Below are 13,699 nucleotides of genomic sequence, written 5' to 3' on the forward strand. Positions count from 1 at the left end.
GTCGGCCTCAGCTACTTCCTGACTGCCCTCACCTCGAGGTATTCATTGCGGATCAGCGTCTGTTTCGACGGATCAGGCGCAATATTTGCCGAGGCCCACAAGACCTCGAAATCTGCGGCAAACGCCGCCTGTCTCGCCTCATCCAGTCGTGAGAACGCAACCTTCGTCGGCCCGAAGTGTTCGCGGAAGAACTGCACCACTCCCGCGGGATTCACCGGAAGATTGAAATCGATCGGGATCACCCTGGTCTCTATCTCCGTGAACCCCTCCGCCAGCCGCTTTCGCACCGTCGCATCGTCTCCCCACAACAGAGGCGGAGTGACGCCCGGAGGAGGAGCAACGTGCTTCGCGCTCACCCCGGACATCGCGCCGGTAAAGCTTTCAGGCTTCCAGTTCGCCATTCCCAGCAGGCCGCCAGGCCTCAGCACTCGCGCCAGCTCCGATGCCACCTGCTCAGGCTGTGGCGCAAACATGGCGCCGAACATCGTCACCACTGCATCGAAGCTCGCATCTGGATACGGCAGTTTCTCCGCATCGCCTTCGTCGAAGGTGACTGTTAATCCCTCTGCCTTTGCGCGCTCTCTTGCCTGCTCCAGCAGGTTAGGTGCGATGTCGACGCCGGTTACAACACATCCGCTCCGCGCCAGCGGAACCGCCACGTTTCCCGTTCCCGTCGCCACATCCAGCACGCGTGAGCCCGGGTCAATCCCAAGGCGGGTCACAAACGCCTCTGCGTCCTTGCTGATGATCTTCGCGACCACGCCGAAGTCGCCCGCCATCCACGTGGCGCGCATACTTTCTTTGATCTGTTCGATGGAAGGTTCGGAAGAATTCATTGCATCTCTCCTCACCGGTCTCAGCGCGGCCGCTTCTGTGTAAGATGCGGAAAGCGCGGCAGTGCGTTAAGCCGACGCCCCGCGCTTCAACCAGCAAGCCTCCCTCGTGACCGCGCCGTTCGGCCACAACCTGCTGCATCATCGCAGCGTGTAGCTGATCCCCGTCGTGAACTGGAACGAGTTCCGGCGATTGTCGGGAGCCGGAAAGATCGCCATCGGCGGATTGTTCAGATAACTGTCCAGTGTTCCTACCTGAAACTGGAAACGTTTGTAGACAGGAAAACTCAAGCTGTTGGTCTCATTCAACGAATAAGCTTCAAGCCGGTTGTATGCGGGCAGATATTGCACCTGCTGCGTGAAGACTGAGTTGAAGGGCAGCTTGCGGACGTAGTTCGCGCTGAACGTCGAACCCACAAGATTTGTATTCTCCTCGGGAACCGTGAGGAGAAAGTCCTGCTTCTCATACTGCAGCGTCGCCTTCAGATCCAGCGTCTGCTTCGTTCGCTTGATCACCGTCCATCCCACTCCACCGCCATAGATCTGTTGCAGATCGAGACCCTGCGAAAAGTTGTGATCGAACGCCGTTCCCGCCAGCAGGTATACCCGTGGCGACACATACTCGTCGCGCTCCGTATCCACATGGTAGATCGATGTCTTCAGGTCCGGCTGCGCTGGAGCACCCTCCGCCTCCCGTTGCGTGATGCGGCTGTACGATCCGGAAAAGTTCACCGTCGTCCGATTGCGTGGCGGCAGATAGGCTACCGTCGGCGTGTTGCGTACCAGCGAGGCGCCGCCGGTATAGGTGTAGTTATTCTGTGTGGCCTGGATCAGCGTCATTCCAAGGTTCAGCGCTCCAGTCCATCGCCGAAAAAAACTCCCCTCCTGCAGCGCCTCCCGGTTGAAGGTGTCCCGATCCAGAACCTCCGCCGTACTCTTGATCGGCATCACCTGTACATCCTTGGGGCCGTTGAGCTGAATCTTGCTGTCCTTAACCTGAATGCTTCCCGCCGGAACCTTTTTGAGCGAACGTCGATTCCATTCCGTATCCTTGCCCAGCACCACGAACTGCCTCTGCGAGCGCAGCTCTTTTACCTTAGACCAGCTCACGCTGATGTCTCCTGCCATATCGCTGTGAAACGTAACCGTATCGCCGGTGGAGTACTTCAGCTGGCCGGTCAGCTGGTCGCCATTCGTAAAGATCAGCACATCGGGTGCCGGCGGCTTGGCCGGAGCAGGATCGGATGCATTGGCGGGAAAGCAGGAAAGGATGGTGGAAGCGAAGAAAAGCACAAAACAAAAACAGGCCCGAAAGAATCTCATCGTCATTAAGCCTAAGCGAAAGCCTGGATAAGCTCATGCGTGAGACTCAAAACCAAATCGTTACCAAATCGCTACCTGTCATCATCGCCAGTCGGTGACCTCACCGAACAAACCGGGCGCCCCATGTTGTGGTCTGTGTGTATACTTTCCCTCTCCCCAAATAACAATTGAGGTACTTTTTTGAAAGTGCGTTTGTACGCCTTGGTGCGAAGGTTTTACCGTGCCATTTATCCCGAACATCTCGTTTGTGAATACTGCGGGGTCAGCGGGATTCGAGAGTCAATGGTGAAAGCAAGTCCAGGATTTTTTTGCAGCCAGGAGCATATGGATGCTTACTGGAGCGATAGTTGGTCAAGGTTTGATAAGAATCGAAGATGAGTCCGGCCACCATTTAGCAGCCGGACTATTGCTCTGGCGATTCTCCGCGTCCTCCTCTTCTCTCGAATTGCCTACATTGTCCCGTGACAGCCAGATGTTGCCTTAGGATTCGCGACGTCGATTAGGGGCACGGTTGAGTTGTTCGGGATGATATCGGCGTCGTCAAGTCATTGATGGGGTGATTTGCTCCCCCGGCAATGACAGGCCGGGAGCCTCATCCCAGTAAGGTTTATCCATCAGGTCCCTCTTACAATCAAAGGATGCCGCCGGAGCACACTCACGGGATCGGCGAACTCGATCAGGCCACGTCTGTCTTTCTCAACGTGCGCCAACGTCTCTTCGGCATCGCCTACCGTATGCTCGGCAGCGCGGCTGAGGCTGAAGACATCGTTCAGGAAACCTGGATCCGCTGGCAGGCAAAAGATCGCGCTACCGTCCTCGATCCACCGGCATTCCTCGCTACCATCACCATCCGGCTCGCCCTTAACCTCGCCCAGTCCGCTCGCTCGCGGCGCGAGACCTACATCGGACCCTGGCTGCCTGAGCCAATCGATACCAGCTCCGATCCATATCTCGGGGCCGAGCGTGGCGAAGCACTCTCACTCGCCCTGCTGCTGTTGCTTGAAAAGCTCTCGCCCCACGAACGCGCTGCCTACGTTCTGCGCGAAGCCTTCGACTATCCCTACTCCACGATCGCCGAACTGCTTGAGACCACCGAAGCCAATGTCCGCCAGATCGTCTCGCGTGCCCGCCGCCACATAGCCGCACAGGGCCATGCATCCGTCCAGCCGCCTACCTTCGAACAACAGAGCAACCTCCTCCATGCCTTTATTCGCGCTGCGCAACAGGGGCAGCTGGCCGAACTGGAACGGCTCTTCGCTTCCGAGGTTGTCTCCTCCACCGACGGCAACGGAATCGTCAACGCCGCCCGCATCCCGGTCGTAGGCCGCGCCCGTGTAGCGAAGTTCGTCGTCTCCTTCCCGAAGCATTTCTGGGCCGGTGCAACCGTGGCCTACATTCTGGCCAACGGACAACCCGCGATCCTCCTCTCGCGCAATGGTTCCGTATTTGCCTTCGCCACCCTTGAAGTCTCTGGCGACAGCATCAGCCAGATCCTGTGGGTGATGAGTCCGGCCAAGCTCGCATCCATCTCCAGGTCATGGCCCGAGGCCCCGCAAAACATCGCCTCGTCCCCTGCCGGTATCTGACCATCGGGCTCTCTTGAGAAAAAAACAAAACGCCTGTCACAACCGGCGCCCCTGTCCTGTCTTCCCTGCAGCGAAGGAACGAAATTCCTTGCCCATCTTTGGGCGACCAAAAGAAAGGTTCATCTTATGAAGATCGTCATCATCGGAGGCAGCGGCCTCATCGGAAAAAAACTTGCCAACCTGCTTCGCCAACAGGGTCAAGATGTCCTCGCGGCTTCACCCTCTTCGGGCGTCGACACGCTTACTTGCGCAGGCCTTGCCGAAGCTCTCAAGGGAGCACAGGTTGTCATCGACACCTCAAACTCACCATCCTTCGAAGAAAAAGCAGTTCTCAACTTCTTCGAGACCTCGGCTGGCAACATCGCCAGGCAGGAGATCGCCGCCGGAGTTCAACACCACGTTGCTCTGTCCGTTGTTGGAGCCGATCGCATGAGCAGCGGCGGCTACATGCGGGCCAAGGTCGCGCAGGAGTCCATCATCAAGGCCTCCGGAGTTCCATACACCATCGTTCGCGCCACACAGTTCTACGAGTTCCTCTCGGGAATCGCCGATGTAAGCCAACAGGATGGCTCTGTCTGGCTTCCACCTGCCCTCATGCAGCCAATGGCGGCCGATGACGTTGCCGCCGCCCTGCGTGACGTCGCGACTGCTAAACCTGCCAATGGTGTTGTGGAAGTGGCAGGTCCGGAGAAGCTTCCAATGGCTGAGATCGTCAAAAGAGCGCTTACCGCGAAGCACGACCCGCGTCCTGTCGTCTCGGACCCTGGTGCTCGCTACTTCGGATACGCGATCGACGACCACTCCCTCATCCCCGGTGGCCCCAATCCCCGCATCGCACCGACCCGGTTCGACGATTGGCTACGCAAAACAGCGTAACTGGATTGGACCCATAACTGAACCGTCCCACCCACGCGGCTTTACCGCATGGGTGGGACCGATTCTGGAGATGTAGTGTGTCGAAGGCGATGCCTCAGAATCCACTAGAGGAAAACCTGTCAAGTCCCATGTGTCCGTATCATCAATAACATCAGTAACATTCACCTGCCGTCGAGATATCCTCCAACCGCTATACTGGAACTGAAAGCAAACAAAGCCCCGGTACGTCTCTGGGGCTTTTCTTTTGCTCGAACGATCGCCAAGGGAGATTTCGAGTTGACGACAACGGATTCGAGCTCACGATAACGAGCGTAGATATGGGATTGGAACTCGAACGAGCGTAGAAATAGGAGGGGAGTTCATGAAAGCATTCCGAGTCTGCCCCGACAAAGTGTCATCCTGAGCGGAGTTTGGCGGTATTTCGCCAAACGCAGTCGAAGGACCCGCGGTTAAACCCCGGCAAAATGGATCGCCGCGTATATCTTCAATAAATCGAATATCTTGCGGGGAGTACCCCGCGTCTTTCAGGATCTTCGCAGATAGGGGAAGGCAAGTCTAAAGCTAACCCGAATCTTTTGAAGATCTTGACACGTTTTGTACGAGGGAGGGTGCTAGATCGTAAGTCCTGCCCGCTGGGCATGGGCTGAGATGGCAGCGTTGATCTCGAGCGCCAGCTTCAGCGCCGCACGGCCATCCTCGCCCGAGACCACCGGCACCGACCGCCTCCGGACCGCGTCGAGGAACGAGACGATCTCCAGCCGAAGCGGCTCGCCCGGCTCCACCGGAACCTTGCTGAGCGAGAGCCCCGCCGAAGGATGACCTCCCGACGCCTGAAGCTGCTGCGAGGCCTGGATCATCTCAGCCATGGCCGCCAGCTTCGCCGGGTCCATCCCCGCCGCAGCCGTCACGTCGATCATCAGAAGATCCTGCCGCGCGAAGTCGATCGAGAGATACTGGTGCGGCTGAAAGAACCTGAGCTTGCGAACCCGCTCCGTCGAAACCCGGCTGGCCGTGAAGTTCGCAACGCACCCGCTCTCGAACTCCACCCGGACGTTCGCAATGTCCACCTTCGGTGAGAGCACCGGCAGGCCGACGGCCCGAACCTCTGTCACCGGCGAGCCCACCAGGCTCAGCACGATATCGAGATCGTGGATCATCAGGTCCAGCACCACGTCCACATCGAGCGACCGCGGTGTGAAGACGCTGAGCCGATGCGACTCGAAGAACATCGGCTGGTTAAGATACCGTCGCGCCGCCGTCACCGCAGGATTGAACCGCTCCAGATGCCCGACCTGCACGATACGCTGATGCTTCGCGGCTAGCGCGAGAATGCTGTCCGCATCCTCGAGACTCGGAGCCAGCGGCTTCTCAATGAGAACGTCGAGGCCCGCAGCGATCAGCTCTTCTGCGGCGGCGCGGTGGTGCACCGTCGGAACGCAGACGGAGGCTGCATCGAGGCCCGCGGATTTGGCAAGGCACTCCGCGATCGAGCCGAACGCAGGCACTCCGAACTTCGTTGCCGCATCGGCGGCCGCAGCCGCGTCAGGGTCGATGACAGCTACCAGCCGCACCGGCTCCCCGGCCTGCTCCAGTTCCTTATAGACGCGGAGATGGTTGCGGCCAAAGGCCCCGGCTCCGACGACGGCGACCCTGAGTGGATTTGCAGCGTTCACTTACTTGATGGGAGCTTCCACCGCCTGGCGGCAGCGTGCATACAGCTCCAGGAGGTACGTTACCTGATCTTCAGGCTTCACCGAGGGCGCAACGCCAAATCCGGTCGAGCCAGCGCCCTTGCTGGCGACATTCGCATGCGCGGCGACGAACTTCAGCAGGTCCAGGGCAATATCTTCAGTGCTGCGCGCGGCAATCGTTGTGGCTTCCATGAAAGAGGTCCCTCTCGTTTCTCTAGCCCGATCTTAACGGTCTACGCATCCGGCGCGCAAATGAAGCGCCCGCCAGAGAGCGGCGTTCCGCGCGGCCTGCTATTCCTCCCATAGGTTCCTTTCTCGGTTCGGCATGCACGCCGATTAGGATCCGGACGGGTAAACTGACGGTGGTGGCCGTGTTTTCCGCATTGTCCACAGGCTGGGGGAGGTATCCTCAATCTCTCCTCGGCTAAGGTATAAGTCCATGGCAACCTATCCCCACATAGTCGGCGACCAACAGGAGCGTCCCGCTTCTGTCCACGCGGAGATGACCATTCTCGGGGCAATGCTGGTCGAGCCGCTGGCGATCACCGACGCCACGATGCTCCTCACAGCCGATGACTTCGCGCTGGACTCGCACCGCCGTATCTATTCGGCGATGCTGCGACTGGCCGAGGCCGGACACGCGATCGATATCGTCACCTGCGCCGAAGAACTGCGCCGTCAGAAAGAACTGGACGCCATCGGCGGCGTGCCTTACCTCGCCTCGTTGAGTGAAGGCTTGCCTCGCAAGCTCAGTGTTGAGAGCTACGTCCGCATCGTGCGCGACAAGAGCCTGATGCGTCAGTTGATGACAGTCTGCGATACGGGAATGGTCGAGGCCGCCGATCAGAGTCAGGAAGCTCTCGATGTCCTGAACAATGTCAGCAATCGGCTGATGGAGATCTCCGATCACGCCGTGACGGGAGGATTCTCCGATATCGGAGAGATCGTCAAATCCTCCTTTGGCTCCATCGACAAGCTCTACGAACAGGGTCGCGAGGTCACCGGGTTGGCGACGCATTACATTGAGTTCGACCGCATGACCAGCGGCTTGCAGGATTCAGAGCTGATCATCATCGCCGCGCGTCCTTCGATGGGAAAGACTGCCTGGGCCATCAATATCGCGCAAAACTCCGCTGTGCGCGACGGCAAAGTGGTCGCTGTCTTCTCGCTCGAAATGTCCAAGGAAAGCCTGCTGCGCCGCATGCTCGCCTCGGAGGCGATGGTGAATTCGCGTAAGATTCAGACCGGCTTTTTGCCCAAGGAAGACAAGGGCAAGCTGATGGCTGCGCTCGAACGGCTGATCGAATCGAAGATGTTCATCGACGACACGCCCGGCATCACGCTTGCCGAGATGCGTGCCAAGGCGCGGCGGCTGCGCCAGCAGGAGGGCCGTCTCGACCTGATCATGATCGACTATCTGCAGCTGATGACGGGCTCCTCAGGCCCAGGCAAAAAGGGCTTCGAGAACCGCAACCAGGAAGTGGCCGCGGTCTCGCGAGGCCTGAAAGCCCTGGCCAAAGAGATGAAGGTTCCTGTCATTGCACTTTCGCAGCTCTCGCGCGCCAGCGAGCAGCGCGGTGGCGACAAGAAACCCATGCTGAGCGACCTTCGCGAATCCGGCTCGATCGAGCAGGATGCCGACGTCGTCTGCTTCATCCATCGCGACAGCTATTACAACAAGGATGAGAATGGCGACGAGGATCCGGAGTCCAAGGGCAAGGCCGAGATCATCATCGCCAAGCAGCGCAACGGCCCCACAGGAAGCGTGCATCTCGCGTATCTGTCGGATTACACTCGCTTTGAGAATCTGAGCTCCGGCGACTACGGCGGCGGCGGCGGGTACTAAGCTTTTCCCTGAGACTCTTTAAAAGATCTACCGACAAACCTGCTGACATGATGCTGTCAGTAGGGGTTCGCTATGCTCTGTCCTGTAATCGCCTTTGAGTTTCTCCATTCAGGAGTTCCCCCAATGAACGAACAGACGACCCTGCGGCAGAATGCGATCAACTGGTTTGAGATTCCCTGTGAAGATTTCGATCGTGCCACTGTGTTCTACGAAACGCTTCTAGGCGCGCCAATGCAGCGCGTCAGCACCGACACCCCTATGGCGTTCTTCTCCGCGGAGCACGCCGGCACTGGCGGCACTCTTATCAAGCGGCCCTTTCAGAGGCCAGGTCGCGGAGGCACCATGGTCTACCTGAACTGCGACGGCGATCTCGATGCGGTGCTTGCCCGTGTTCCCATGGCAGGAGGCCTCGTCCTCATGCCCAAAACTCCCGTACCCGGGGGCCACGGTCACTTCGCCTGCCTGCGCGACTCCGAAGGAAACCACATTGGTCTGCACTCGCACTAGTGGTCCACCGTTGTTCGTTCCTTTGACGGCTAACTCCGAGCGGACAACTAACAACTCTCTCCCCTAAGATCATCTTCATGCGACGAGCAGACCGTCTCTTTCGTATTGTCCAATTTCTCCGTCAGGGGCGGCTGCAGACGGCGCAGACGCTCGCCACGAAGCTGCAGGTCTCGCAGCGAACCATTTATCGCGATATCCAGGATCTTCAGCTCGCTGGGACCCCGATCGAAGGGGAAGCGGGCGTGGGCTATACTCTGCGACGCGACATGGATCTTCCGCCTCTGATGTTTACTCGTGGTGAGTTGACCGCGCTCGTTCTGGGGGCTCGCCTTGTGCGTGCCTGGGGCGGCGCGGAGAATGTGCTTGGGGCCGATCAGGCCTTGCAGCGCATCGAAGCGGTTTTGCCGGCGGACCTGCGGAACGAGTTCGATTCCATCCTGCTCTACGCGCCAGGTTACAGAATGCTTCCCCATCTGCGGTCGAGGGTTGATGTGCTGCATAGCGCTTGCAAATCGAGTCACGTCGCCAGCTTCCGCTACGTTCGTGAAGACGGCGAGCGCAGTCAGCGATGCGTCTGGCCGTTGGCACTCTGTTTCTGGAGCGGGGTGTGGACCCTGACCACATGGTGCGAGCTGCGCAACGATTTTCGCGACTTCCGCCTGGACCGCATGGACGAGGTGGCGATTCTCGAGCGAACCTTCACGCCGAAGAAGGGCCAGCGGCTCGAAGATCATCTGAGAAAGGTTGTGCCGTCCGCAGAGGAACGTCGCGAGTTTCTTGCACCTTCGACCACCGTCTGACTGCGTGCATGGATTCCCGCTACTGTTGTTTCCCTCGATGGCCGAGAATCACATTTGAGCTTTTGATCAGCATTGTTGTCGTCTTATCACAGCACGCCGGGCCGGGATAACACTCCGACGGTAGCCGTAGGATAGAAGTGTGAAGAGTTGGGTGGAGATCTCAGGACAGCGGCTCGCGGCAAACTATCGCTTGCTCGCGGACATGGTGGGGGCCGAGACATCGGTGATGGCCGTTGTGAAGGCCGATGCCTACGGGCATGGCGCTGACCCGTGCGCCGTCGTGTTGGCCGCAGCCGGTGCGGAGTGGCTTGGCGTAACGGATGCCGCAGAAGGCGTAGCGGTGCAGGCCTCTCTGGCTCAGGCAGGCGTCCAACCGCGGATGCTCGTGATGAGCGAGGCGCTCGGTGAGGAGGCGGAGACAGTGGTAGAGCATGGTCTCACTCCCGTTGTATCGAATGTAGAGCAGATGGAGGCGCTTGCCCGTGCTGCAGGAAACGATGCTTCGCGCCCGTTTGGTGTTCACCTTGAAGTGGATACAGGGATGGCCAGGCAGGGAGTTTCTCCCGGCGGCGCGCTCGACGACGTGCTGGGGTGGCTAAGCAGGCAAAGCGCGATCAGCCTGGATGGCGTGATGACTCATTTTGCCTCGGCCGAGATTGCAGGCTCGCATCAGACCTCGGAACAGAGGACACGTTTCGAACAGGCTGTTGGGCAGGTGGTTGCAGCGGGACTGAAGCCGGCCTGGGTTCACGCAGGCAATTCGTCCACGATCGACAACCCTGCTGACGCAGAGACGGCGACAGGATCGCTTCCCTGGCTTGTGAACGTGGCTCGCATGGCCGGGGCGCGTGCCATGGTTCGTAGCGGACTGGCTCTCTATGGATACAGCCTTCCGGTTGAGCGCGAGCAGGGCTATGGCGGTGATGCTCGATCGCGGATTCGATCGCGGTTGCAGCCGGTGATGACGTGGAAGACGCGGGTGACCGGGGTGCGCGAGGTCGAGCCTGGCACGAAGATCGGGTACAACGGGACTTATACTGCCCCGCACCGTATGCGGCTGGCGCTGCTTCCTGTGGGTTACGCAGATGGCCTGAGACGGGAACTTTCTGCGACGGGAGCGCATACCGGAGGCTGGGTGATGTTTGGCGAAGCACGCGCCGCGCTTGTGGGACGTGTCTCGATGAACCTGACGATTGTTGACGTGACCGGGATCCAATCCGTTGCCGTGGGGGATGAGGCAGTGGTTCTGGGCGCGGGTATCACCGCGGACGATCATGCCCGACTGGCAGGCACGATTCCTTACGAGATTCTCTGCGGAGTCAAAAGTACGCGATGCTTGCGCTAAGCCTTCTTTTGGGGGCCAGCGCGCATGCACCCGGACCTCGTCCGCATCCTTACGGAACCGTAGAATCGGCTACAAGTGATTCGGATTACTTGTGTTTGTAGTCCTGAAACAGTTCGGGGAACTGCTGCTTCAGGCCGGCGATCTTGGGAACATCGCAGACCTGGATATAGGGATTATCGGGGTTCTTCTCGGCGTAGTCCTGATGGTAGTCCTCGCCATCGTAGAAGGCTGCTAGCGGGACGAGTTGGGTGACAATCTTCTTCGGGAAGACGTGCGCGGCGTCGAGCTGGACGATGTAAGCGGCGGCGACCTTCTGCTGTTCCGGCGTGGTGAAGAAGATCGCCGAGCGGTACGAGGTGCCGACGTCAGGGCCCTGGCGGTTGAGCTGCGTGGGGTCGTGGACGACGGAGAAGAAGATGCGCAGCAGGGTTCCGTAGCTGACCTTCGAGGGGTCGAAGACGATCTTTACTGCCTCGGCGTGATCGGTGCGCTCGGAGGAGACGTCTCGGTAATTGGCCGATTCCTTCGTTCCGCCGGAGTAGCCTGCGGTGGTGGCGGTGACGCCCTTTACGCGCTGGAAGACAGTTTGCACGCCCCAGAAGCATCCGCCTGCAAACACGGCGGTTTCGCTGCGCGAACCCTGTACAGGCTCGTCGACCTGAGGAGCCGGAATCGGTCCTCGTCCTGCCTCCGCTACACCTGCCATCTTGCGTCCTCCCATCACCAGCACAACAGCCAGAAGCGCGATGAAGGCCAGACCAAGCCTTAACCATGTTGCCCCGTTTCTCATCGTACGCTCCTGTTGCACATCCACTATTTGATGTCGGGACGGCCTCGAAGGTAACAACAGCTATGCGACGCTCTGCTGGCGGGCCTGGATCTCGATAAAGACAAGGATGAGACTAACTGCAGCAGGAGTTACGCCCGCGATTCGGCTCGCCTGGCCCAGCGTCTGCGGTCGAACGTGACCCAGCTTCTCCTTCATTTCGCGGCTCAGGCCGCTCACGGCGGTATAGTCGAACCACTCCGGGATCACCTTCTGCTCGGCGCGCTTGAGTTTTTCCATGGATTTGCGCTGTTGATCGAGGTAGCCCGCGTACTTGATCTCCGTCTCGACCGTCTTCATCTCATTGCGAACCCACGCGGGCAGCCGTGCGCCTGGCGCTGCATCCAGGGCTTCCATCCACTCACCCAGTTCGACTTGCGTAGCCATTGCCTCACGCAGCACAGGGCCGACGGCCTCGATGTTCATCGAGGGCCGCTTCAAAAGCTGTGCAAAGGTGAGTCCCTCGACCTTGGTACTTTCAAGTTCACTGCGCAACCCCTCGGGAAGCTCCGCAACACGAACCTTCGTAGTTTCCAGCAGCTTCGCAAAGGCGGAACCTCGCTCCTGTCGCGCTTCATATTCTGACCAGGGCTCGTCACCGATCAGACCCAGGCTTCGGCCATGCGGTGTCAGCCTACGGTCGGCGTTGTCGATGCGCAGATGCAGACGGAACTCTGCGCGCGAGGTGAACATGCGATAGGGTTCGTTGGTTCCCTTGCTGATAAGGTCGTCGATCAGGATTCCGGTGTACGCCTCAGTGCGGTCAAGCGTGAAGGAGGGCTCGCCCTTCACTCCGAGCGCGGCGTTGATTCCAGCCATCAGGCCCTGGCAGGCGGCCTCCTCGTAGCCGCTGGTCCCATTGATCTGTCCGGCGAGATAGAGGCCGTCAAACTTCTTCACCTTCAGGGCGCGGTTCAGTTCCGTTGGATCGATCGCATCGTACTCGATGGCATATCCCGGACGCAGCATCTCGGCATTTTCAAGCCCCGGGATGGAGCGAACCATCGCTGCCTGAACCTCCATCGGCAGGCTGGTGCTCATGCCGTTGATATAGACCTCGTGTGTATTCAGTCCCTCGGGTTCGAGGAAAAACTGGTGCTGGGTCTTATCAGGGAAGCGGACGATCTTGTCTTCGATCGATGGGCAATAACGCGGTCCGACCGCCTCGATCTGCCCGGTGTACATCGGCGAGCGATGCACGTTATCGCGAATGAGCTGCAATGTCTCCGGGGTGGTGTAGGCAATATGACAACTGACCTGACGCAGTGGAGGAACTCCGCCCTTCGCAAAGGGCGAACGAAAACTGAACGGCGTAGGCTCTGTGTCTCCCGGTTGCTCTTCGAAGCGTTCCCAGTCGATGGTTCGTCCATCCAGCCGTGGCGGGGTTCCGGTCTTCAAGCGGCACTCGCGCAGGCCAAGCTTCTTCAGACTCTCTCCCAGCAACACACTTGCGGGTTCACCGGATCGCCCCGCTGTATATTGCTGTTCGCCACAGTGAATCAGTCCGTTCAAAAATGTTCCTGTCGTCACTACCGTGGCAGTGGCGTGGATCTGCCGCCCGTCGCGCAGCTTTACGCCGCGAACAGAACGGTCGGCCTCGACGATCAGATCAATCACCTCGGCCTGCTTGATGAAAAGATTCTTCTGCGCTTCGAGCACCTCGCGCATCTTTACCCGATAGAGGGCCTTGTCGCACTGCGCGCGGGGTGACCATACCGCTGGTCCACGCGAGGTATTCAGCAGCCGGAACTGAATTCCGCAGGCATCGGCGACTTCGCCCATTACGCCGCCCAGTGCGTCCACCTCGCGCACCAGATGCCCTTTGGCGATTCCGCCGATGGCGGGATTGCAGCTCATCTGGGCAATCAGGTCGAGATTCAGCGTAAAGATCGCCGTGCGTAGTCCCATGCGCGCAGCAGCCACGGCGGCCTCGCAGCCTGCATGCCCCGCACCGACGACGACCACATCGTATTGTTCCGTAAACGCCATCTCTTCTATTTTACCGGGCCGCGGAAATGTCCGGTAACTTGAATGCCTGCGGCCCTTTTGGTCGGCAAACTTGTCTC

12 protein-coding genes are annotated in these 13,699 nt (G+C 59.3%); 6 read left to right on the plus strand and 6 right to left on the minus strand.

The genetic code is table 11. From position 1 onward, the window contains the following. Window positions 1-11: 11 nt before the first annotated feature. Both BDD14_RS15880 and BDD14_RS15885 read right to left on the minus strand, forming a co-directional pair. On the minus strand, window positions 12-836 hold the full coding sequence (locus tag BDD14_RS15880; RefSeq protein ID WP_130419661.1) for a class I SAM-dependent methyltransferase: 825 nt from the start codon (window positions 834-836) through the stop codon (window positions 12-14). 138 nt (window positions 837-974) lie between these two features. Continuing rightward, window positions 975-2,156 (minus strand): DUF481 domain-containing protein, encoded by a 1,182-nt coding sequence (locus BDD14_RS15885; RefSeq protein WP_165420106.1) that lies wholly within the window; start codon window positions 2,154-2,156, stop codon window positions 975-977. 638 nt (window positions 2,157-2,794) lie between these two features. Between BDD14_RS15885 and BDD14_RS15890 the strand changes: the two genes are divergently transcribed. Then, complete coding sequence (locus tag BDD14_RS15890; RefSeq protein WP_130419663.1) at window positions 2,795-3,742, plus strand: RNA polymerase sigma-70 factor; 948 nt, start codon at window positions 2,795-2,797, stop codon at window positions 3,740-3,742. A gap of 126 nt (window positions 3,743-3,868) precedes the next feature. Beyond that, window positions 3,869-4,618, plus strand: coding sequence for an SDR family oxidoreductase (locus tag BDD14_RS15895; protein WP_130419664.1), 750 nt, complete (start codon window positions 3,869-3,871; stop codon window positions 4,616-4,618). Between the two features lie 611 nt (window positions 4,619-5,229). Here BDD14_RS15895 and BDD14_RS15900 read toward each other — a convergent pair. Beyond that, window positions 5,230-6,291: a Gfo/Idh/MocA family protein gene (locus tag BDD14_RS15900; protein ID WP_130419665.1), complete on the minus strand. Its 1,062-nt coding sequence runs from the start codon at window positions 6,289-6,291 to the stop codon at window positions 5,230-5,232. Then, window positions 6,292-6,501, minus strand: a complete 210-nt coding sequence (locus BDD14_RS15905; RefSeq protein WP_130419666.1) for a hypothetical protein — start codon at window positions 6,499-6,501, stop codon at window positions 6,292-6,294. Window positions 6,502-6,748: 247 nt separating this feature from the next. Here BDD14_RS15905 and dnaB point away from each other — a divergent pair, with 247 nt between their 5' ends. From dnaB to alr, 4 genes are all read left to right on the plus strand, one after another. Continuing rightward, window positions 6,749-8,155, plus strand: coding sequence for a replicative DNA helicase (gene dnaB / locus BDD14_RS15910; protein WP_130419667.1), 1,407 nt, complete (start codon window positions 6,749-6,751; stop codon window positions 8,153-8,155). Between the two features lie 123 nt (window positions 8,156-8,278). After that, complete coding sequence (locus BDD14_RS15915) at window positions 8,279-8,662, plus strand: VOC family protein (RefSeq protein ID WP_130419668.1); 384 nt, start codon at window positions 8,279-8,281, stop codon at window positions 8,660-8,662. Window positions 8,663-8,739: 77 nt separating this feature from the next. Beyond that, entirely contained in the window at window positions 8,740-9,462 is a 723-nt protein-coding gene (locus tag BDD14_RS15920; RefSeq protein WP_130419669.1) for a helix-turn-helix transcriptional regulator, read from the plus strand. A gap of 139 nt (window positions 9,463-9,601) precedes the next feature. After that, window positions 9,602-10,807, plus strand: a complete 1,206-nt coding sequence (alr, locus tag BDD14_RS15925; protein ID WP_242617978.1) for an alanine racemase — start codon at window positions 9,602-9,604, stop codon at window positions 10,805-10,807. A gap of 85 nt (window positions 10,808-10,892) precedes the next feature. Here the strand turns inward: alr and msrA are convergent, their stop codons facing one another. Both msrA and mnmG read right to left on the minus strand, forming a co-directional pair. Further along, on the minus strand, window positions 10,893-11,597 hold the full coding sequence (msrA, locus tag BDD14_RS15930; RefSeq protein ID WP_242617979.1) for a peptide-methionine (S)-S-oxide reductase MsrA: 705 nt from the start codon (window positions 11,595-11,597) through the stop codon (window positions 10,893-10,895). Window positions 11,598-11,657: 60 nt separating this feature from the next. After that, complete coding sequence (gene mnmG / locus BDD14_RS15935; protein ID WP_130419670.1) at window positions 11,658-13,622, minus strand: tRNA uridine-5-carboxymethylaminomethyl(34) synthesis enzyme MnmG; 1,965 nt, start codon at window positions 13,620-13,622, stop codon at window positions 11,658-11,660. Between the last annotated feature and the right edge of the window lie 77 nt (window positions 13,623-13,699).

It is taken from the genome of Edaphobacter modestus, assembly GCF_004217555.1.
Lineage (GTDB): Bacteria > Acidobacteriota > Terriglobia > Terriglobales > Acidobacteriaceae > Edaphobacter > Edaphobacter modestus.

What these genes read in the sequence shown, in the direction of transcription:
- BDD14_RS15880 (WP_130419661.1), bottom strand. Translation starts at nt 836, where the DNA reads ATGAATTCTTCCGAACCTTCCATCGAACAGATCAAAGAAAGTATGCGC.
- BDD14_RS15885 (WP_165420106.1), bottom strand. Translation starts at nt 2,156, where the DNA reads ATGAGATTCTTTCGGGCCTGTTTTTGTTTTGTGCTTTTCTTCGCTTCC.
- BDD14_RS15890 (WP_130419663.1), top strand. Translation starts at nt 2,795, where the DNA reads ATGCCGCCGGAGCACACTCACGGGATCGGCGAACTCGATCAGGCCACG.
- BDD14_RS15895 (WP_130419664.1), top strand. Translation starts at nt 3,869, where the DNA reads ATGAAGATCGTCATCATCGGAGGCAGCGGCCTCATCGGAAAAAAACTT.
- BDD14_RS15905 (WP_130419666.1), bottom strand. Translation starts at nt 6,501, where the DNA reads ATGGAAGCCACAACGATTGCCGCGCGCAGCACTGAAGATATTGCCCTG.
- dnaB (WP_130419667.1), top strand. Translation starts at nt 6,749, where the DNA reads ATGGCAACCTATCCCCACATAGTCGGCGACCAACAGGAGCGTCCCGCT.
- BDD14_RS15915 (WP_130419668.1), top strand. Translation starts at nt 8,279, where the DNA reads ATGAACGAACAGACGACCCTGCGGCAGAATGCGATCAACTGGTTTGAG.
- BDD14_RS15920 (WP_130419669.1), top strand. Translation starts at nt 8,740, where the DNA reads ATGCGACGAGCAGACCGTCTCTTTCGTATTGTCCAATTTCTCCGTCAG.
- msrA (WP_242617979.1), bottom strand. Translation starts at nt 11,597, where the DNA reads ATGAGAAACGGGGCAACATGGTTAAGGCTTGGTCTGGCCTTCATCGCG.
- mnmG (WP_130419670.1), bottom strand. Translation starts at nt 13,622, where the DNA reads ATGGCGTTTACGGAACAATACGATGTGGTCGTCGTCGGTGCGGGGCAT.